Here is an 18,371-nt window from a genome sequence, read left to right as displayed (position 1 = left end):
AGTTTCTGCTATCAGGGAGCAGTAGCGGCTCACGTAGGGCCGCGGCGTATTTGTGTTTAGGAACCACTTTTCTAAAACTAGCCTCTAAACACAACACTTGCCGTAAGCGAAAATACCGGTGAGAGTAGGTTGAGCCGAGACGCAGGTGCGCGGTTAGAGGTTTACCTGTCCCGCCATATTGCAGCTGCAGGTAAAAGTTTGCGGAAAAGTTACCTGCCAGGCACATAAGAAGGGTTTGCTGTTTATCGGCCGTTTTCCCCAAAACGGCCCTAAAACGCAGTTTACTTCACCTGCTCTGTCCAGTGTAGGGTGTTCAACAGATGCACCACGTCTTTCTTCAGGTACTCAATCACGGGCGCCAGAGAGTCATTGGCGGTGGCGGTTCTGAAGTAGAGGGCTCCCCTAAAAAAGTGCTTGGTGCTGTCTGTCAGATAGAACTGGAACTGGCTGGGCACTTCGCCCTCCAGCTCAAACACGCTGGCGGTAATGCCTGTGGGCGTCTGAATCTGGCTTTCCTCAATGGCGTAGGCCTTGATCTGGTGCCGGCCGGTGAGCTTGCGGGCATCCTCTACCAGGGCGTTGAACTTCTTAGGGTCCTGGTTGAAGTCTTTGTACGTGAGCTGGATGTTGGCCTTGAACTGCGGGTAGTAGATGTCAATCCAGTGCGGCTCGGCAATGCGGGAAGAATCCTTCAGGATTCTGGCGTGCACCGAGTGCTCAAACACGTATGGGTGTTGTTCCTGCAGGCGCGTGTACCGAGCCTCGGGTAAGTCTATGCGGTTGTAGCCCTTGGGTTTGGGAGTGTACTCTTCTGCGCAGCCGGCCAACAAGAGAATGCCGCAGCACGCGGTAAGAAGAGAGAGCAGGTTATTCTTTTTCATTATGCGGATGGTGCACCGCTTCGTGCACCCGTACTTTCTTTATTTTTTTACTGTCGGCGGCTTCAATGCGGAAGAAGTAAGGTCCCAGCTGAATCTCCTCGCCGGTATGCGGAATGCGGGAGAACAGGCGCAGCATTAACCCGGCCACCGATTCTACCTCGCCCCTTACTTCTTTCAGCAGCTCGGCCGGCGGGTCTACCACCTTGCAGAAATCGTGCAATGAGGTGCGCCCCTCAAACAGGAACGTGTGTTCGTCCAGTTGCGTATAGTAGCGGTCTTCCTCGTCGTCCAGTTCGTCATGGATCTCGCCCACAATCTCCTCAATCACATCTTCCAGGGTGAGCAGGCCAGTGGTGTCGCCGTACTCGTTCACCACAATGGCCATGTGCACCCGGCGGTCCTGGAACTCACGCAGTAATTCGTCTATTTTTTTGGTTTCGGGTACAAAGTAAGGGGTTCTGATCAGGTTTTGCCACACAAAGTCGGCGGGGGCGTTCAAATAAGGCAAAAGGTCTTTCACGTACAGAATGCCGTCAATCTTGTCCAGACCCTCGGTGTACACGGGCACGCGCGAGTAGCCCCACTGGTTGATCTGCTTCAGGAGGGCCGGAAACGGCATGCGCCGGTGAAAGGCAATCACGTCTACGCGGGCGCGCATGATCTGCCGCACGGTAATGGAGCTGAAGTTCACAATGGCCTTGAGCAGGCCTTTTTCCTCCGGCGAGATGGGCTCAGCGGGCGTCTGGTCCAGCGAGTGGGTGAGTTCCTCAGAGGGAGACGGGGCCCCGAAAGCCACCCGGGTGCGGCCCACCAATTGCTGCAGGGGAAGGATGATGGCCACAAACGGGGCACCCAGGGCATACACCGTTCTTAGGGCAGCGGTGAGTACCGGAGTGGCAGAAATGGCTTGTTTGCGCCGGCCCCAATTGGCAAAATACAGCCGGGCCGCCAGGAGCAGGACCGCCCCGGCCACCAGGCATCCGCCGGTGATGAGCCAAGGGTGCGGGGCCGCCGAGGCCACCAGATAGGTCAGGAGCCAGTAGCCGCACACGCCCAGCAGGAGGTGAAGCGTGGAGGAAAGAAATGCACCGGCCAGGAGAACCCGCTCCGGCTGCTGCAGGAACGGAACGGCTGGTTGCCGGGTGGCGGCCGATGTGCTAAGGTATTGCTGGCAGGCGGCAAGGGAGGCAGAGATGGCCAGGCTGCCGCCGAAGAGGAGCGCAAGCAGGACAGAAGGGAGAACCCATTCCACCCCTTGAAAAGTTGAAAGGGAAAAAAGTAAGAGAGAGCCCCAACTGGAGGGCTCCCCTAATGGAGGTATACTTTCCAAATCTCTAAGTTTGGTTCAACAATAGGTTAGAAGGGCAGATCGTCTGGCTCTTCTTCATAGGCTGCCGCGCGGGAGTTGCCCCCTTTGCCTTGGCCCGTGTTCCCGCTAGTGGTATTTACGCTGGCTGCCGGGGCCTCGTTGCTGTAGCCACCGCCGTTCTGCGCCGCTCCGCCGCCTTCGGGGCGGCCGCCCAGCATGGTCATGTTGTCGGCCACAATCTCGGTGCTGTACCGCTGGATGCCGTCTTTGTCCTGGTAGCTGTTGGTCCTGATGCGGCCCTCAATGTAGACTGACTGACCTTTTTTGACGTATTTTTCGGCAACTTCGGCCAAACCGCGCCACACCACAATGTTGTGCCACTCGGTGCGCTCTTGGCGCTCCCCATTTTTGTCTTTGAACGTCTCTGACGTGGCCAACGGAAAGCGAGCCACGGCCACGCCGCCTTCTAGATGACGCACTTCAGGGTCTTTGCCAAGGTTGCCAATTAAGATAACTTTATTGATGCTCGCCATAGGTTAAAATCAAGTGGTTTAAATTTGATTTAGCTTATAAATATATTAAAAAAAGTGCTCATCTAAAAACGAATGGATCAAAATAGGTTTGGGCAGGGCTTCTATCTCTTCAATGGTATATAGCTTTATGCCTATAGTGTCTTCCGTTTCCTCCCTTAAACGAGAAGGGAGCGAAAAAAGGTAGAACTGGGCGGCAATTTTCTGGTGGCTCAGGATGTGTTTGTACACTTTGCCGGTGCTGCGGAACTCCAGCCCGGGCAGGCCCAGCGCCTCGGCGGCCCGGTTCTGCAGCAGCGCCGGCTCGGGGTGCAGTTCGTCGGTCTCAAGTATGTAGAAGTCATAGAGGCTCTGCCAGATGTCATTGGCCGGGCGCTTTCTCAGGTAGAGTTTGTCTTCGTGCTGTAAGACCAGATAATGGAAGTACCGCTGGCGGCTGCTTTTGGCTTTCTCCTTGATGGGCAGAACGTTCACCAGGCCGTGCTGAAACGCGAAGCACTCTTGCTGCAGCGGGCAGAACAGGCAGTCTGGCGCCACCGGGGTACACTGGATGGCCCCAAACTCCATGATGGCCTGGTTGTAGGTATGGGGTTGGTCTGCCGGCAGATGGGCGTTGGCAAGCTCCTCAAATATTTTCTTGCTGGCTGGGGCGGCAATGTTCTCCTGGCGGCCAAACACCCGGGCCAGCACGCGATACACGTTGCCGTCCAGCACGGCCACCGGCTCCCGGTAGGCAAAGGAGGCAATGGCCGCTGCGGTGTAGGTGCCCACTCCCTTGAGCTGCAGCAGTTTGGCGTACGTATCCGGAAAACGGCCTCCAAACTCACTTACCACCTGCTTGGCGGTATGGTGGAGGTTGCGGGCGCGGGAGTAGTATCCCAGGCCCTGCCAGAGCCTAAGCACCTCATCCTCGGGGGCATGGGCCAGGTCTTGCACCGTAGGGAACCGCTCCATGAACTTAAGGTAATACGGCAGGCCCTGCCGCACGCGCGTCTGCTGCAGAATGATTTCTGAAAGCCAGATGGCGTAAGGGTCTGTGGTTTCGCGCCAGGGCAAGGGGCGCTGGTGGCGGTGGTACCACTCAATGAGGATATAACTAAAAAAAGAAGGGGAAGCGGCCATGAAAAGGCTTTAACGTGTTGGTTTGCTGTTCTTACGCGGTGCCAGAACGAACAGATTTTTTACATAAATTGTTTTACTTTCCGAAAAGCCCAACTACCTTTGTGCCCCGATTTCAGGGATGCGGTAGCAATACAGCATAACGTTTGTACAAACATATTCATCTTTACTTAATTACTTAAACAAGTTAAACAAGTGACTAAAGCAGAAGTTATATCAGAAATTGCGGATAAGACAGGGATTGAGAAATCTGATGTTGCGGCCACAGTAGAAGCGTTTTTCAAAGTGGTAAAAGATTCCATGGCCGATGGTAATAACATTTATGTGCGTGGCTTTGGGAGCTTTGTGAATAAGAAGCGCGCCAAGAAGGTAGCCCGCAATATTTCTAAGAACACGTCTATCATCATTGACGAGCACTACATCCCTTCTTTCAAGCCGTCTAAGACGTTTGTTGCCAAGATCAAAAACAGCAAAAAAATTAAAGAAACCGTAGTTTCTTAGTTTTTTGTACCTTTGCACCCGCAACGGTTTGCTTTTTAATTATTTAGAGGTTTCAAGTCTATGTCAAAAGGTCGGATAGCCCTTATTTTCTCTGCCGTGGTGCTGGCTGTTTTGATGGCTATGTTACCCAAAGTGATTATAAACAAGGACAGTAAAGGAGAGTTTGCTTCTAACGGAGCTACCGCCAACCGCGATGAGCCTGCCCATGACCCTAACCATCCGGGCCATGAAGACCACGCGAACGAGGCCGCCCCGGCAGACGCACACGTGGAGGCATCGCCCGCCCAGTTGAAGGAAATTGCCGATCTGCGCAACCGCTTCAACCTGGAGGCCAACGCCCAGGCCAAAGGCAAGCTAGCCGATGAGCTGGGCCAGAAGTACGCGGCCATTGCCAAGCATGACAGCGCCGGGTACTACTTTGAGCAAATGGCTCAGGTAAGGCCAGGCGAGAAAAGCCTGCAGAAGGCCGCTGACCAGTATTTTGAGGCGTTTACGTTTGCTGCCACGCAAGAGCGTTCCCAAGCTTTGGGCGCCAAGGCGCAAGGGCTGTATGAGCAGGTGCTCAGGAACAACCCCACCAACCTGGACGCCAAGACCAACATGGCCATGACCTTCATTGCCAGCAGCACGCCTATGCGGGGCATCACCCTGCTGCGCGAAGTGCTGGCGGCAGACCCTAAGAACGAGAAAGCCCTGTTTAACCTGGGCGTGCTGTCTATCCAGTCTAATCAGTATGAGAAGGCGGTAGACCGGTTCCGGGAGCTGTTGGCGGTGAGCCCAGACCACGTAGAGGGCACTTTTTACCTGGGCGTAGCGTTGGCTGAGACGGGTAAGAAAGCAGAGGCCCAGAAGGCTTTCCTGAAAGTCAAAGAAATAAGCAAGCAGCCAGAGGTGCAGGCTTCTGCAGACAACTATTTACAGCGCCTGAACAGCGCTCAATAAAAGAGTTAAAATATTTTTCACTAATAAAAAATCAAGACTATGCCTTGCGGTAAAAAAAGAAAAAGACATAAGATCGCTACTCACAAAAGAAAGAAGCGTCTTCGTAAGAATAGACACAAGAAAAAATAAGGCATAGCCTTTGATCTTTCAAGCCCACATTGCCGCCTCTGGTAATGCTGGGCTTTGTATATTCTTCCAACTAAGCATCTAAAACATTGAGTAACGAATTAATTATTAATTCTACTCAAGATGGAGAACGAATAGCCCTTCTTCAGGACAAGCGATTAGTGGAGTATCACTTCGACCGGAATGATACCAACTACTCGGTGGGAGATATTTTCCTGGGAACCGTGAAAAAGGTAATGCCCGGTCTGAACGCCGCGTTCATTGACATTGGCTACACCAAAGACGCTTTCCTGCACTACCATGATTTGGGTGAGAACGTGAAAACGCTCAACAAATACGTGAAGATGGTGCAGACCCAGAAGAACACTTCTGCCAAGCTTGGCCCGATCAAGTTTGAGCCCGTAATAGACAAGCTGGGCAAAATGGCCGATGTCCTGAAGAAAGGACAGCAGGTCCTGGTCCAGATTGTAAAAGAGCCAATATCTACCAAGGGGCCCCGGCTTTCTTGCGAGATTTCCCTGGCTGGCCGCTACCTGGTGCTTGTGCCCTTCTCTAACACGGTAAGCGTGTCAAAGAAGATTGTAAGCAAAGAAGAGCGTACGCGTCTAAAACGCCTGATAACCTCCATTAAGCCGGAGAATTTTGGGGTGATCATCCGCACCGTGGCCGAGGGCCGCGAAGTGGCGGAGCTAGACAAAGACCTCCGCTCCATGCTGGCCACCTGGGAAGAAGGCATTGCCACGTTGCGCACCGCCAAGGAGCGCGACAAGGTAATTGGGGAGCTTGGACGCTCCTCCTCCATGTTGAGAGACATCTTAAATGAAAGTTTTGACAGCATTGTGGTAGATGACCCCAAGCTGCACGAAGAAATCAAAACTTACATTGAGACCATTGCCCCGGACAAGCTGAAGATTCTGAAGCACCATACGGGCAAGGTAAAAGCCTTTGAACACTATAACATTGAAAAGCAGCTGAAATCCCTGTTCGGGAAGACGGTGAGCATTCCCGGCGGCGGTTACCTGGTGATTGAACACACCGAGGCCCTGCACGTGATAGATGTAAACAGCGGCAACAAATCCAACTCCGAGACGGACCAGGAAGCCACCGCCTTGAATGTGAATCTTACCGCGGCAAAAGAGGTAGCGCGTCAGCTGCGCCTCCGGGACCTGGGCGGAATCATTGTAGTAGACTTCATTGACATGAAGTCGGCCGAGAACCGGCAAAAAGTGCAGGATGTGGTGAAGGAAGAGATGAAGAAAGACCGGTCTAAGTACACGGTGCTGCCCATCTCCAAATTCGGGCTCATGCAGATCACCCGCCAGCGCGTTCGGCCTGAGCAGAATATTGTAACCGGCGAGGTATGCCCTACCTGCGGAGGCAGCGGCAAGATATCCGCCAGCATTCTGGTGACCGATGACATAGATCAGACCATTGAAGATCTGTTGACCCGCCAGAATCAGAAAAACATTACGCTGTACGTGCATCCTTTCCTGCACGCGTACTACACCAAAGGCATCCTTTCCCGTCAGCGGAAATGGTTCCTGAAACACTTCAAGTGGGTGCACGTGATGAAAGACACCGCCCTGGCACTCACAGAGTTCAGGGTGATGGACGAACACGGCGACGAGATTGAGCTAAAGTCAGCGTACGCTGAAGTAAATGGGTTACAAGACCGTGCGGTAGAAACAGAGGAATAAGCCTCCTGCTGCCAGTATATAACAAAAGGCCCCCGTTGCAGAACGGGGGCCTTTCTTTTTACCTGCGGTTTTGGGGCTATTTTCTGGAAAACCGGCCCAAAACAGCTTAGAACTTAATGCCCAGGTCAACGGCCACGGAGTTGTTCTTTAGCTCAATTTTTTTGTCACCGAAGCGTTTCTCATACAGCTCATCAAAGTCGGTGAGGCCGCGGTGGTAGGAGAGGCCGGCAAACAGCTTGGTGCTCTGGCCCAGTTCCCACTCGGCCCCGGCGCCCAGCAACAGGCTAATCTCAAAGAGGTTGAAATCCTTGGTGTATTTGTCGCCGTTGGGCTGCACCTTGCGGTCGTCAAACTTGGCGGCCAGCATGGTGTTGAGGGAAGGCCCCGCCTGGAAGTACAGCCGCGTGCCCTGCGAGACTTCATTGGTGAAGAGTTTCAGGGTGACCGGAATCTCCAGGTACTGCAGGTTGATGTCGTTCTCACCAGTTTGCCTTACGCCCATGGCGTCATCGGCGGTATAGTCAAAGCTGATGGTAGAGCCCTTGGTGTTGAAGATAAGGCCCGAGCTCAGGGCGTAATTGGCCCCAAAGAAGTAATCGGCAATGATGCCCACCCCAAAGTTCAGGTTGCTGCCCTTGTTCTGGAGGTTGTATTGTTCTTTGGCAATGGTGCGGGCAAAGGAGAACGAAGGAGCTACCTTCACGCCAATCTCTACCTGCGCCGAGGCCTTAGGCGCACAGAACAGGAAAGCGGCCAGCACTATAACCAGGGAAGTAAAGCGAATCATCTTCATGGGGTAAGAGGGTATTAAGGTTTGATGCGTTAAATTTGCCTAAAGATAAAAAGGAAGAAAGAATGCGAGGCTATTTGTTGCTGCTGTTTACTATAGTGCTGTTTTTTGGTTGTAATAAAAATGAAACGTGCGAGATCCCCGAGGAGATAGCCGAAATTCCGGTGGATATCAAAGTAGATCGGCTGGAGCAACGCTTCTTTAAGATAAAAACTGTGCCAGAGATGCAGGCCTTCCTGCAAGAGGAGCCACTCCTAAGAGATAAATTCCTGCTGCGCGACCGCTACCCTTCTGAAGAACTCATGGCGCAGAGCCTCCTCCGGCTGGCCACCGATACCAGCATCCACAAACTGGTGCGCGAGAGCGACGCCACCTTCAAAGACATGAGCGGCATTGAGCAGGATCTGGAGAACGCCCTCAAGCACGTGAAGCACTACTACCCCACGTTCCATATCCCCAAGGTACAGACGTTTGTCTCAGGCCTCAGCCGTGACCTGCTGGTGAGCGATAGCCTCATTGTGATGGGCCTGGACTTCTTCATCGGGGAGAAAGCCTCTTTCCGTCCGCAGGCGCCGCAGTACATTCTGGAACGCTACGAAAAGAAAAACCTGGCCCCGTCTGTGATGCTGCTGGTCTCCAACAAATTCAACAAGACCGATTTTGTGAACAAGGAGATGCTGGACGAGATGATTGACTACGGCAAGTCGTACTACTTCACCAAGCAGATGATGCCCTGCACCCCAGATTCTTTGATCATCTGGTACACCGGGCAGGAGCTGGCCGATGTAGAGTACAATGAGGGCAAGATCTGGGCCCACCTGATAGAGAAAGGCCTGCTTTACGAGAACAGCCAGTTCATCATACGAAAATACATTGGCGAACGCCCCAACGTACCCGAGATCAGCGCCCGCTGCCCCGGCCGGGTTGCCACCTGGGTAGGCTGGCAGATTGTGCGCAAGTACATGGAGAACAACCCTGAGGTAACCCTGCAGCAACTGATGGAGGAAAAGAACGCCCGCAAGATTCTGGAGCTGTCTAAGTACAAGCCCCAGAAAAAGTAACCGTCTTACGTTTTAAAGCCGGTTTGGCCAGAACAGGCCCAAAACGTTCACCTTTGTATCTTTGGTGCCATGCACATCGCGCTTTTCCACCAGTACCATCATAACCCAGACTGCCCGGCCACGTGCCGGCATTACACCTTTATGACGGAGCTGGCCAAGCGGCACCAGATTACCCTTATTACCTCCAACGCCTGGGAAAGCAAGCGCCTCACGCAGCACTATCATTGGGTACCCCCGGGCGTCAATCTGATTTCTATTGAAGCGCCGTACTCCAATAAAATGGGCGTGGTGCAGCGGTTGCGGGCGTTCAGTTCCTTCGCCTCCCACGCTGTAGTGAGAGGCCTGCGCATGCCCAAACCCGATGTCATTTGGGGCGTATCCACGCCGCTTACCACCGCCTGGGCGGCCGCGCAGGTAGCCCGGTTCAGGAAGGTGCCCTGGGTGTTTGAGGTGCAGGATCTTTGGCCCTCATTCCCCATCCAGATGGGGGCGGTGCCGTCAACTTTCGCGCAGCAGCAGCTTTACAGAATGGAGGCTTCCTTGTACCGGCAGGCCGTGCACATTATTCCGCTGTCTCCAGACATGGAGCGGTACATTGTGGAGAAAGGTGTTGCGCCGGGGAAAGTGACCACCCTGGTGAACGGAACTGAGATCCCGGCCGACATTGCCGTTCAGGAGCAGGAGGCGCTACGCGAAAAGCTAGGGCTGAAAGGAAGGAAAGTGGTGCTCTACGCCGGTACCTACGGCCGGGCCAATGACATTCCGCTGCTGGTGAAAACTGCCGAGCTGCTGCAGGACCGCCCAGACCTTTGCTTCGTCTTTACCGGGCAAGGCTATGACGCGCCTTTGCTGGAAGAAGCCGCCGGCCGACTCCCCAACATCAAGCTGTTGCCGCCTCTGCCCCGGCACGAAATCTTCAAGCTGTTCTCTATCGCAGACGTTTCGGTGGTTTCTTTCATTGACTTACCGGTGCTGGAGGCCAACTCGCCGGGAAAACTTTTTGACAGTCTGGCGGTAGGGACGCCCGTGGTGGTCACCAATCCTGGCTGGACGAAAACGTTGGTAGAGGCGCATTCCTGCGGCTGGTACGTTCCTGCCGGCGAGGCCGAAACGCTGGCCAGCACCTTGGTACAGCACCTGGCAGATCAACCGGCTATGGCCCACATGCGGGTGAACGCGGCGCAGGTGGCACGGGAGCAGTTTGATCGTGCGCAGATGGTACCCGTTTTAGAGCAGATTTTTGAGAATTGCCTCCAAACCAACTCCTAAGGCAGAACGAAGCAGAAGACTGGGAAACCCCTAGCTCAGAATCAACCCCCTTGTTTAGGCCAAAAGTGGAACGGCCCCTCTTACCGGATAATCTCTACCCAGCCCTTGATTCTTCTCCCCAGCGCGGAGAGGTGTAAACTGTAGTAGTACACGCCACTGCTTAGCTTTTCGGCTTTCCAGTCGTTTCGGTAGTCTGGGGTGTGGTACACTTCCTGGCCGTAGCGGTTGTAAACGGTGAGTTTCTTGCTGCCCTTCACCTTCTCCAGGTCTTTGATGTAAAAAGCGTCATTCAGGGCGTCATGGTTGGGCGTGAAGATATTGGGAACGGAGAGGCTGATGGAGATAACCTCCAGCGTGGCAGATGCCTCTCCGCAGGCATTGGCGGCACTTACCCAGTATTTGCCGGCGGTGGTAAAGCTCCGGCTGGGCTCCTGGCTGCCGTCGTTCCACTCAAACCCGCTCCCAGAGCTGGTTACCTGTACCGTTTCGGGCTTGTTATCAAACACGTACAGCGTGTCTGTGGAGAGGCTTACCGTTGGGAAATTCGCGGGCAGAAGGCACGGCGACCCTAAAACCGTGATGCTGTTCTTAATGGTGTTGGCTACTACCAGTTCTGGGCTGCCGTCGGCGTTCAAATCACTGGAGGCCACGCTGGTCTCATAAGGCCCGGTCAGAAACTCTACTTTATCGGCAAACGAAAAAGGGGCGGCGGCTGAATGGGTGTTAGGGAAGACAGAAATCAGGCCGGTGGTATTGGATCCGGTAACCATGTCCAGCTTTCTGTCTCCGTTGAGGTCGGCGAAGCAGATGTTGGTGGCATCTGTGTTTATGGCCTGTTTTGGCGCAAAGGAGAGCAAACCAGGAACGCTCTGGTTCTGGAATAGAGAGATGGTTTTAGTGGTGTAGTTCGTTACCGCTATGTCAGCCTTCTGGTCGCCGTCTAAGTCCCCGGTAATGACGTGGATAGGGTGCGTGCCGGTAGAAAGGTCTATTCTGCCCGCAAACGAGATAGGGCCGCCCTTGCTACTGGTATTTCTGAACAGGGAAATGTTGTGGCTACTGAAGTTAGAGGTAATCAGGTCCTCTTTCCCGTCCTGGTCCAGGTCGGCGGTGGTGAGATTGTTGGGGTGGGTTAATAGCGTAAAATCCTGTTTGGTGGCCAGTGTGATGGTGCCGGGCAGGGCCGTGGTGTTTCGGAAGACGGAAAAAAAGCCTGAGTTGCCGCTGCCCACCACAATGTCGGGTTTGCCGTCTGAGTTTAAATCGGCAATGGAAAGGCCAATGGTTCCGTTGCCGGTGGCGTATTCGGCCTGGGGCGCAAAGGAAATGGCATTGCCCGCGCTGGTATTCCTGAACACCGAAATAGTGCTGGCAAGCCCCCTGTTAAAGTTAGTCACCACTAGGTCTAATTTGCCGTCGCCATCCAGATCGACGGTGGCAATCTCTTTGGGGTCTACGCCGGCGGCAAGCTCCAGCGCGGCGGTGAAAGCTATGTTTTCCCTGCTGCTGCTGTTTTTCAGGATAGAAACGGTGTTGGCCAGACTGTTGGTAGTGATCACCTCGGCCTTGCCGTCGCCGTCTAAGTCTGCCACGCTCACCCGCTCTGGCCAACTGCCCACGTCGTAATTGCCCAAGGGAGCAAAAGTAGTGGGTGTGATCGTGGGGGAGGCCAGCGGATACGTCAACAAAAACGGCTGCCGAGAGGAGGCGGTAAGGTTTGCCACGGTGACCGTAATGGGCTGGTACGTGGCCCCGGCGGGCGCGAGCACCCGTAATTGAGTTGGGCTGGCCGAGGTGACGGTTGCCTTTATGGCGCCAAAGTACACGGTATTGCTGCCCGGATTGGTGCCAAAGCCCGTGCCGTTAACGCTGACGGTGGTACCGGCCGGTCCATGCGCAGGAGAGAAAGAATGAACAGCGGGTTGCGCCGCGGCAGATAGCCAGGCGCAGAGGGAAAGCAGCAAGGAAACAATTTTCTTCATACAAGAGTGTTCACCCCAGAAGGCCAGCCTTTTTAGGGTCCTAAATTGGCAGAAAAAGATAAGGGAAGGTCCTCTGTACAGAAGCCCTCGCTAAGTATTACCCCAACTTGTTTTGTGGGTCATCGGGCTTGTTTGGCCAGTTTTTCTCAAAATAGGCGCAGAAATGCGTGAGCGGGCAGCGCTCGCACTGCGGGGTGCGGGCCAGGCAGATGTAGCGGCCGTGCAAGATGAGCCAGTGGTGCGCCTTGGGCACCAGGTCCACCGGAATGTGCTTCAGGAGTTCTTTTTCCACCTCCAGCGGGGTCTTGGCCTTGGCGCTCACCAGCCCTAACCGCTTGGAAACCCTGAACACGTGCGTATCTACGGCCATGGCGGGCATGTTGAAGATCACCGAGGCGATGACGTTGGCGGTCTTGCGGCCCACGCCGGGCAGGAGCTGCAGTTCCTCAATAGAAGAAGGCACTTCGCCCCCGAACCTTTCCACCAGCATCTTGCCCAGACCGGCCAGGTGCTTGGCTTTGTTGTTGGGGTATGAAATGCTCTTGATGTACGGGAATATATCTTCGGCGCCAGCCGTGGCCAGCACCTCTGGCGTAGGGAAAGCTTCAAACAGGGCGGGCGTGACCAGGTTCACCCGTTTGTCGGTGCACTGGGCGCTCAGGACCACGGCCACCAGCAGCTCATACGGGTTGCGGTAGTCCAGCTCGGTTTCGGCCTCGGGAAAGTGTTGGGTAAAGTAGGAGATTAAGTGGCGGTACCGCTCTGGTTTGCGCATGGTGTAAGTCTGTAGTCTTTTCAGATACAAACTTATGTAAAAGGAGGAAAGTAAGCTTTACGTAGACTGCGGTTTCTCTTACCAAGCAACCTGTTGAATACATGGGGAGCCAGGCCGTTAATTTTCGGTCGGTATGAACTATATTGCTTAAGGACCTACCGCCGGCTTGCCGAAAGAAAAAGCTTGCAGCCCAGCGATAAGGTATCTCCATAGTTTGAATCAAACCTAATAGTATATCAAGTACTTATCCTTTATCGCTTTTTAATGATTACAACCAGAAGGCATCCCACTAAATTTTACCTATCTCTGGCCTCCACTATAGCCCTAACTGGCGGCTTCGGCGGCTTTATGGTTTATGAATCTTTTGTCGTTTGGCAAGGCCAAGGTTTCGGTCCGCAGGTCTTCTTCCCGCTGATGCTGACGCTGGCTGTGCTGGGTGTAGCCGCTTTTGTACTTCATCATTTTCTGAGAGATTTCCCTACCATAGCCGTTGGCCAGGCCACCATCAGGTTTGGGGATGAGGTTTTCCGCCTGTCGGAGATAGAGGAAGCCAAATTGGTGGGCAAGGTTCCGCTAGGGTGGTGGGGAGGTCCCAGGGTAGAGGGTGTCGCTCTACGGTTCAGGGGTGGGACAGAGCGGTTCATCCGCGACGACATGTACTCCAATACTTGGGAACTGAAGGAGTTTCTGGCGCAGGTCGTATCGGGCGAGGGGAGCGTTCACCCGGTGGTGGAAACTATTTCCACGAAGACCTCGCCTTTACGTGGAGCCGCGGAGTTCAAAGGCAACCAACTCGCTAGTTTCTGGGGGCTGATGCTGTGGGGAGTTACCTGTTTTTTCTTCCTGCTGGTGCTCCTGCTGGAACCCCGCCCAACCGCCCTCTGGATCTTTCCTCCGGTGTTCGGGGCTGTCTGGTTCCTGATCTGCTCCCATGCAATGCACTTCTTCAGCCTTGAGGGCAAGCGTTTCGCCGTCAGGAACCATACCCTTTTCTGGCGAAGACGTGCCTTTGGGCTAGATTATGTTGTGGAGGTGGTGTTTGAGAGACCTTCTTTCCGCAGCCCTATTTGGCTCCGCGTCATTACCAAAGATTACAAGAACTGGGTTTACCCGGCTGCTACGTTGTCTGACGAAACATGGCTACGGCTCCGGCAAGCCTTAACAGAAAGCGGCATCCCCGTGAGGAATGAATGTGTTATAAGCCGTGAGACACAGATGGGGTTTTCAGTCTTCTAAAGCTTACTGATATCTAACTGGGCTAATAAAACAAAAAAGCCGCTGATTACTTCTCTAGTAATCAGCGGCTTTTTTGTTTGGTTAGCTCCTCTACGGGTGCAGAGGAACCGTTTTAGAGTAACTAATGATAGCGTTGGTGACCCGCTCGCTTGGTTGGGTGAGCGCTTCCTCCAAGCTAAGCTGGGTGAGGAGCAGATCAGCGCAGGCTTCGGCTAAATCCTGGTCTACCATTAAGGCTGCTTCCAGGGCCTCGCGTTGCTTTTTAGGCAGTTCGTTGTAGAGGTACTGGACTAGATCATGATGAGTAAAGGTTTTGATCATAGGCTGTTTTATCAATGGACATTTTTTTCCGCAAATTGATTAATGCGTATCTCATTCTGCCCAAAGCCGTGTTAATGCTTACACCGGTAGCCTCTGCGATCTCCTGGAAACTCATGTCAGCGTAGTGGCGCATGATCAGCACCTCTTTCTGCGCGGCGGGTAACTGCTGAATCAGTTCCCGCAGCCGGGCATGGGTCTCCTCTTTGATCCGGATGGATTCCACTGATTCCTCAGAGAAGTTCAGCGTGTTAAACACATTGCTGCCGTCTTCCAATGTAATCATAGGGCTCCGTTTCTCCCGTCGGAAGTAATCAATAGCCAGGTTATGGGCGATACGGCAGATCCAGGATGAAAATTTTCCTTCTTCGTTGTAACGGCCGCTCTTCATGGTATGGATCGCCTTCACAAAGGTTTCCTGTAACAGGTCCTCAGCTGTGTAGGTGTCTTTTACAATAAGCAGAATGGTGGTATACACCTTGCTCTTGTGGCGGCTTACCAATTCCTCAAATGCGCTCTCGTTACCAGCGATATACGACGTTACCAACGCCGAATCGTTGAGCTGTACTGTATTCATCTAAATCTACAAATAAGGTAACGTAGAGGTTTAGGCCATATTGTGAGGTTTGGTTAAATAGATGTGGTTATATGAGTATATCAAATATAGATAATAAGACAGCTAAATGCAACGGCTGAAAATAGATCTAAAAATATTTTTTTTAGTTTTCTGCTGATTTCTAAAAAATTGCCCAAAAACAAGCCTGTTCTGCAAAAGGGAGCTGCCTCAAAAATCAGACCAGGCAGAAGTCGTATCCAGGGCCAGTGCTACAGCAGGCTTAGGCTGCCAGGGCAACAGGAGATAGCGGCGTGTTAAAGTCCAAGAGGCGGCCGTAAGCTGCTGTGGCTCAGGGAAAGAGTGGTTTTTCTTAGTGAGCGCCCAAGCTACGGCAGGGAGAGTGCCGCATGAAGCCTGGCCTCTGGCAAAGGGGCAATTGGCAGAAGAAAAAGGCTAGTGCGAGAGGGGCCTTTTCTTGATCATGCCCCCTGAGGTGTCATTGATGCTGTGCATGATGAGGAACGCCGTGGGGTCCAACTCGGCAATGAGGGTTTTAAGGCGCTGTACCTCCAGGCGCGTCACCACGCAGTAAAGAATGTCCACCTCGTCGCCAGAGAAGCCGCGCTGACCCTTGTAAATGGTGACCGCCCGGCCCAATTGGGTTAAGATGGCCTGCCTGATGGTCACGCTGTGCACCGAAACAATGGTCACGCCCGTGTACTCCTCAATGCCGTGGATGATAAAGTCAATGGTTTTGGAGGCGGTTAAATAAGTGAGCACCGAGTACATGGCGGGCTCCGCCCCCAGCAGGAACGCCGCGCCCATGAACAGTACAAGGTTGATGACCAGGATCACATCGCCAATGGTGAGGCTGGTGCGTTTGCTCACCAGCAGGGCCAGAATCTCGGTGCCGTCCAGCACGCAACCTCCCCTGATGGAAAGCCTAATGCCCGCCCCCAGAAAAAAGCCCCCGAAAACCGCCGTCAGCAGTTTGTCATCGGTAATGGTGGGGAACTCAGTGGTAAACAGGAGCACAGCCAGGCCCAGCACCGCCAGCAGGCTTTTCAGGGCAAAGGAGCGGGCCACCAGTTTGTAGCCCGCCAGAAAGAACGGCGCGTTGATCAGCAGGATAAGCAGGGCCAGCGGCAAGCCTATGCTCTTGGAAAGCAGCATGGAGAGCCCCGTTACCCCGCCGTCAATAAAGTGGTTAGGAATAAGGAAGCCTTTCAGGCCCAGGCCGGCCGAGCCAACGCCGCAGGCAATCAACAGGACATCGCGCAGCCGGCCCCAGGGGCGCTTGATCTTTAACGCGCTGCGTACGGGCGGAAAGGCGGAGTTCAAGGAAGTAGGGCTAGCGTTGCTTATCTCTTTACAGTAGTGGGCAGCGCCTGCAGTTGCTGGTCAAGGGCGGCCAGCTGCTTGTTCAGGCCTTCATGGTAAGCCTTGATGCTGCTGCGCTCGGCAGGGCTCAGGTTGGCTTCCAGCAAAGCCGTGCGCTGCTCCAGCAGCTTCACCATCTGTTCCAGCAGTTGAATTTCTCGCTCCTGGGGCAGGGTGTAGGTAACCTTCTGCTTGTTATTGCCGGCAGACACTACCTGGCCGTCCACCACCAGAATGCGGGTCTCGGTGTCGCCCACCGTCTGGGTTTCATGCTGCACAATGGCCTCGTGGGTAAAAATGTCATCGGCTACCAGCACCACGTGGCCCTGCGGGCTTACGGCGTTCTTTTGCTTTAAGACGTAGTTCCGGCCATTGGGCAGACGCACCTGGCCGCTGGGCGAGACAATGGTGCCGCTGCCGTACTGCACCGGTTCCTGCACTTCATACAGTTTGCCGCCTCTGTGCTGTACCAGTTTGCCCTGGTGCCAGAAAATAGTGTTGTCCTTTATGTTGGCCCGGGTGATAAGCGAATCTGCGTGCACCTGCGCTGAGGCCGCCCGGGGCAAACCGCCTAAGAGCACTGCTGCCAGGAAGAAGAGTAGGGTTCCTTTCATAGTTATACTTCTTGTATAAGGCTATATACGGGAGTTGCTGTCTGGAAGATAGAAAGCAACCTGCCAAGCCCCAATTGCCGGCTTTCTGGTAACATGAAGGTTACAGGTAGGTTCTTTGGAAAAGACAATTATTTGTACATCTTTCCTAGGGTAGGGTGCGTATAAACCAGTGTGTGGAATATGAAATTTACATGTCGCCGGAGTGTAGGAAGGAAGTGAAGCGGGATCTGAAGGTGAAGGAGAAAGCCAACGCCGAGATCAAGGATACCCTGGCCATTGAACGTACTTCCTTCGCCAATGAGCGAACGTTCTTAGCGTATCTGAGAACCTCGCTCTCGCTTATCATTGCAGGCATTTCGCTGCATCAGTTTTTCAATACGGCCGTTTCTATGTGGATTGCGGTGGTTTTGATTCCGTTAGGGCTGGCGATTGGTGCCGTTGGCTACCGTAAATTCACCCGGAAGCGCGCCTTGATCCAGCGCAAGCGCGAGGCGTACGTGCCGGCGAAACAGATGCTGGCCCTGCTGAAGGCTGAGAAGGCAGGGCAGATGAGCGTGAGCCCGTAAGATAGCCTGGTGTTTTAGAAGAAATTGTATTTTTAGTGCATAAGGGAGCGTGGCAGCGAAGACAGAAGGGTGTTGTTGGAATGCAAAACTGCCCGTTCCTTTTTCTTTTCTCTTCCCGAATGGTACGCCGCCTAACCGGTAAAAGCGCAACGGCTGCCATCTTGCCATATACTTACTTAAAAAGCAGCAGCGGAGGCCTTGCAAGGCCTCCGCTGCTGCTTTTAGGGCCGGGCCCAAACGGGCTTACTTTCCCAAAAACGGCGCAAAAACAGACTACCGCTTCACCAACGGAGTGGCCCAAAGGCCCATCTTCATCTGGAAGATGTTGGCAATACTGGCGGCCTTCGCCTTGGCGTCGTCTGCGGTGGGGCCCGCAAACAGCTCGTCCACGGTTTGGGTGAACAGGGCAATCCAGCGGGTAAAGTGGGCGCGTTCTATGGGCAGGGCCAGGTGCTTGGGAAAAGGCTGACCCTTGTACGCCATGGAGCCAAACAGCACCGAACCCCAGAAATCATACATCTTGGGCAAGTGGTGCTCCCAGTCTACCTGGGCAATGTCGTTGAAGATGGGGGCCAGCAATTCGTCCTGGTTGACATGCTGATAAAAAGTGTCTACCAGCGCTTTAATGTCATCCTGGGTAGTAAGGTCGTGAAAAGGGGCTTTGGTCATAGGGGTGGGTGCGCAACAGGGCTGCTCTTGGGTGTAACACTGCAAGGTTA

The 18,371-nt window shown here is 53.8% G+C and carries 19 protein-coding genes; 7 read left to right on the top strand and 12 right to left on the bottom strand.

The window, feature by feature from the left end; all coding sequences use genetic code 11:
- Positions 1-281 precede the first annotated feature (281 nt).
- From gldD to mutY, 4 genes are all read right to left on the bottom strand, one after another.
- On the bottom strand, positions 282-881 hold the full coding sequence (gldD, locus tag JT718_RS14720; RefSeq protein ID WP_205503471.1) for a gliding motility lipoprotein GldD: 600 nt from the start codon (positions 879-881) through the stop codon (positions 282-284).
- Positions 868-2,133, bottom strand: coding sequence for a transporter associated domain-containing protein (locus JT718_RS14715; RefSeq protein WP_317195516.1), 1,266 nt, complete (start codon positions 2,131-2,133; stop codon positions 868-870). Before JT718_RS14715 ends, gldD begins: the two co-directional genes overlap by 14 nt.
- Positions 2,134-2,237: 104 nt before the next feature.
- A complete protein-coding gene (locus JT718_RS14710; protein WP_205503470.1) occupies positions 2,238-2,723 on the bottom strand; it encodes a single-stranded DNA-binding protein in 486 nt (161 codons plus the stop codon).
- A 45-nt stretch (positions 2,724-2,768) separates the two neighbouring features.
- Positions 2,769-3,842 (bottom strand): A/G-specific adenine glycosylase, encoded by a 1,074-nt coding sequence (gene mutY, locus JT718_RS14705; protein WP_205503469.1) that lies wholly within the window; start codon positions 3,840-3,842, stop codon positions 2,769-2,771.
- A gap of 192 nt (positions 3,843-4,034) precedes the next feature.
- Between mutY and JT718_RS14700 the strand changes: the two genes are divergently transcribed.
- The 3 genes from JT718_RS14700 (at position 4,035) to JT718_RS14690 (ending at position 7,105) form a co-directional block, all read left to right on the top strand.
- The gene (locus JT718_RS14700) at positions 4,035-4,340 is read left to right on the top strand and encodes an HU family DNA-binding protein (protein ID WP_205503468.1); all 306 of its coding nucleotides are present in this window, start codon (positions 4,035-4,037) and stop codon (positions 4,338-4,340) included.
- A 60-nt stretch (positions 4,341-4,400) separates the two neighbouring features.
- A complete protein-coding gene (locus tag JT718_RS14695; protein WP_240337110.1) occupies positions 4,401-5,282 on the top strand; it encodes a tetratricopeptide repeat protein in 882 nt (293 codons plus the stop codon).
- Between the two features lie 215 nt (positions 5,283-5,497).
- Positions 5,498-7,105 (top strand): Rne/Rng family ribonuclease, encoded by a 1,608-nt coding sequence (locus tag JT718_RS14690; protein WP_205503467.1) that lies wholly within the window; start codon positions 5,498-5,500, stop codon positions 7,103-7,105.
- Positions 7,106-7,211: 106 nt separating this feature from the next.
- Here JT718_RS14690 and JT718_RS14685 read toward each other — a convergent pair whose 3' ends face one another.
- Complete coding sequence (locus tag JT718_RS14685) at positions 7,212-7,898, bottom strand: porin family protein (RefSeq protein WP_240337109.1); 687 nt, start codon at positions 7,896-7,898, stop codon at positions 7,212-7,214.
- 62 nt (positions 7,899-7,960) lie between these two features.
- Here JT718_RS14685 and gldB point away from each other — a divergent pair, with 62 nt between their 5' ends.
- Positions 7,961-8,956, top strand: a complete 996-nt coding sequence (gene gldB / locus JT718_RS14680) for a gliding motility lipoprotein GldB (RefSeq protein ID WP_205503466.1) — start codon at positions 7,961-7,963, stop codon at positions 8,954-8,956.
- Between the two features lie 69 nt (positions 8,957-9,025).
- Positions 9,026-10,225, top strand: a complete 1,200-nt coding sequence (locus tag JT718_RS14675; protein ID WP_205503465.1) for a glycosyltransferase family 4 protein — start codon at positions 9,026-9,028, stop codon at positions 10,223-10,225.
- 80 nt (positions 10,226-10,305) lie between these two features.
- Here the strand turns inward: JT718_RS14675 and JT718_RS14670 are convergent, their stop codons facing one another.
- Both JT718_RS14670 and nth read right to left on the bottom strand, forming a co-directional pair.
- Positions 10,306-12,207: an FG-GAP-like repeat-containing protein gene (locus tag JT718_RS14670; RefSeq protein ID WP_205503464.1), complete on the bottom strand. Its 1,902-nt coding sequence runs from the start codon at positions 12,205-12,207 to the stop codon at positions 10,306-10,308.
- A gap of 97 nt (positions 12,208-12,304) precedes the next feature.
- Positions 12,305-12,982, bottom strand: coding sequence for an endonuclease III (gene nth / locus JT718_RS14665; protein WP_205503463.1), 678 nt, complete (start codon positions 12,980-12,982; stop codon positions 12,305-12,307).
- A 264-nt stretch (positions 12,983-13,246) separates the two neighbouring features.
- On the opposite strand from nth, the gene JT718_RS14660 reads away from it, so the two are divergent.
- Complete coding sequence (locus JT718_RS14660; RefSeq protein ID WP_205503462.1) at positions 13,247-14,218, top strand: hypothetical protein; 972 nt, start codon at positions 13,247-13,249, stop codon at positions 14,216-14,218.
- Positions 14,219-14,308: 90 nt separating this feature from the next.
- On the opposite strand, the gene JT718_RS14655 is transcribed toward JT718_RS14660, so the two are convergent.
- The 4 genes from JT718_RS14655 to JT718_RS14640 all read right to left on the bottom strand — a co-directional run bounded on the left by JT718_RS14655 (position 14,309) and on the right by JT718_RS14640 (position 17,086).
- The gene (locus JT718_RS14655) at positions 14,309-14,539 is read right to left on the bottom strand and encodes a hypothetical protein (protein ID WP_205503461.1); all 231 of its coding nucleotides are present in this window, start codon (positions 14,537-14,539) and stop codon (positions 14,309-14,311) included.
- Entirely contained in the window at positions 14,514-15,113 is a 600-nt protein-coding gene (locus tag JT718_RS14650) for an RNA polymerase sigma factor (RefSeq protein ID WP_205503460.1), read from the bottom strand. Before JT718_RS14650 ends, JT718_RS14655 begins: the two co-directional genes overlap by 26 nt.
- Positions 15,114-15,545: 432 nt before the next feature.
- Positions 15,546-16,433, bottom strand: coding sequence for a YitT family protein (locus JT718_RS14645; protein WP_240337108.1), 888 nt, complete (start codon positions 16,431-16,433; stop codon positions 15,546-15,548).
- Between the two features lie 20 nt (positions 16,434-16,453).
- Entirely contained in the window at positions 16,454-17,086 is a 633-nt protein-coding gene (locus JT718_RS14640) for a DUF6799 domain-containing protein (protein ID WP_205503459.1), read from the bottom strand.
- A gap of 173 nt (positions 17,087-17,259) precedes the next feature.
- Here JT718_RS14640 and JT718_RS14635 point away from each other — a divergent pair, with 173 nt between their 5' ends.
- The gene (locus JT718_RS14635) at positions 17,260-17,652 is read left to right on the top strand and encodes a YidH family protein (RefSeq protein ID WP_205503458.1); all 393 of its coding nucleotides are present in this window, start codon (positions 17,260-17,262) and stop codon (positions 17,650-17,652) included.
- 273 nt (positions 17,653-17,925) lie between these two features.
- Here JT718_RS14635 and JT718_RS14630 read toward each other — a convergent pair whose 3' ends face one another.
- Positions 17,926-18,321, bottom strand: a complete 396-nt coding sequence (locus JT718_RS14630) for a group III truncated hemoglobin (protein ID WP_205503457.1) — start codon at positions 18,319-18,321, stop codon at positions 17,926-17,928.
- Positions 18,322-18,371 lie beyond the last annotated feature (50 nt).

The organism is Rufibacter psychrotolerans (genome assembly GCF_016924645.1).
Taxonomy (GTDB): domain Bacteria; phylum Bacteroidota; class Bacteroidia; order Cytophagales; family Hymenobacteraceae; genus Nibribacter; species Nibribacter psychrotolerans.
Note: the sequence above shows the minus strand (reverse complement) of the source record. Positions and strands in the feature narration are given on the sequence as shown.

Coding starts and splice junctions, on each gene's coding strand:
- JT718_RS14640 (WP_205503459.1), bottom strand. CDS start 17,086: ATGAAAGGAACCCTACTCTTCTTCCTGGCAGCAGTGCTCTTAGGCGGT.
- JT718_RS14630 (WP_205503457.1), bottom strand. CDS start 18,321: ATGACCAAAGCCCCTTTTCACGACCTTACTACCCAGGATGACATTAAA.
- JT718_RS14650 (WP_205503460.1), bottom strand. CDS start 15,113: ATGAATACAGTACAGCTCAACGATTCGGCGTTGGTAACGTCGTATATC.
- JT718_RS14655 (WP_205503461.1), bottom strand. CDS start 14,539: ATGATCAAAACCTTTACTCATCATGATCTAGTCCAGTACCTCTACAAC.
- JT718_RS14675 (WP_205503465.1), top strand. CDS start 9,026: ATGCACATCGCGCTTTTCCACCAGTACCATCATAACCCAGACTGCCCG.
- JT718_RS14710 (WP_205503470.1), bottom strand. CDS start 2,723: ATGGCGAGCATCAATAAAGTTATCTTAATTGGCAACCTTGGCAAAGAC.
- JT718_RS14660 (WP_205503462.1), top strand. CDS start 13,247: ATGATTACAACCAGAAGGCATCCCACTAAATTTTACCTATCTCTGGCC.
- gldB (WP_205503466.1), top strand. CDS start 7,961: ATGCGAGGCTATTTGTTGCTGCTGTTTACTATAGTGCTGTTTTTTGGT.
- gldD (WP_205503471.1), bottom strand. CDS start 881: ATGAAAAAGAATAACCTGCTCTCTCTTCTTACCGCGTGCTGCGGCATT.
- mutY (WP_205503469.1), bottom strand. CDS start 3,842: ATGGCCGCTTCCCCTTCTTTTTTTAGTTATATCCTCATTGAGTGGTAC.
- JT718_RS14695 (WP_240337110.1), top strand. CDS start 4,401: ATGTCAAAAGGTCGGATAGCCCTTATTTTCTCTGCCGTGGTGCTGGCT.
- nth (WP_205503463.1), bottom strand. CDS start 12,982: ATGCGCAAACCAGAGCGGTACCGCCACTTAATCTCCTACTTTACCCAA.
- JT718_RS14685 (WP_240337109.1), bottom strand. CDS start 7,898: ATGAAGATGATTCGCTTTACTTCCCTGGTTATAGTGCTGGCCGCTTTC.
- JT718_RS14670 (WP_205503464.1), bottom strand. CDS start 12,207: ATGAAGAAAATTGTTTCCTTGCTGCTTTCCCTCTGCGCCTGGCTATCT.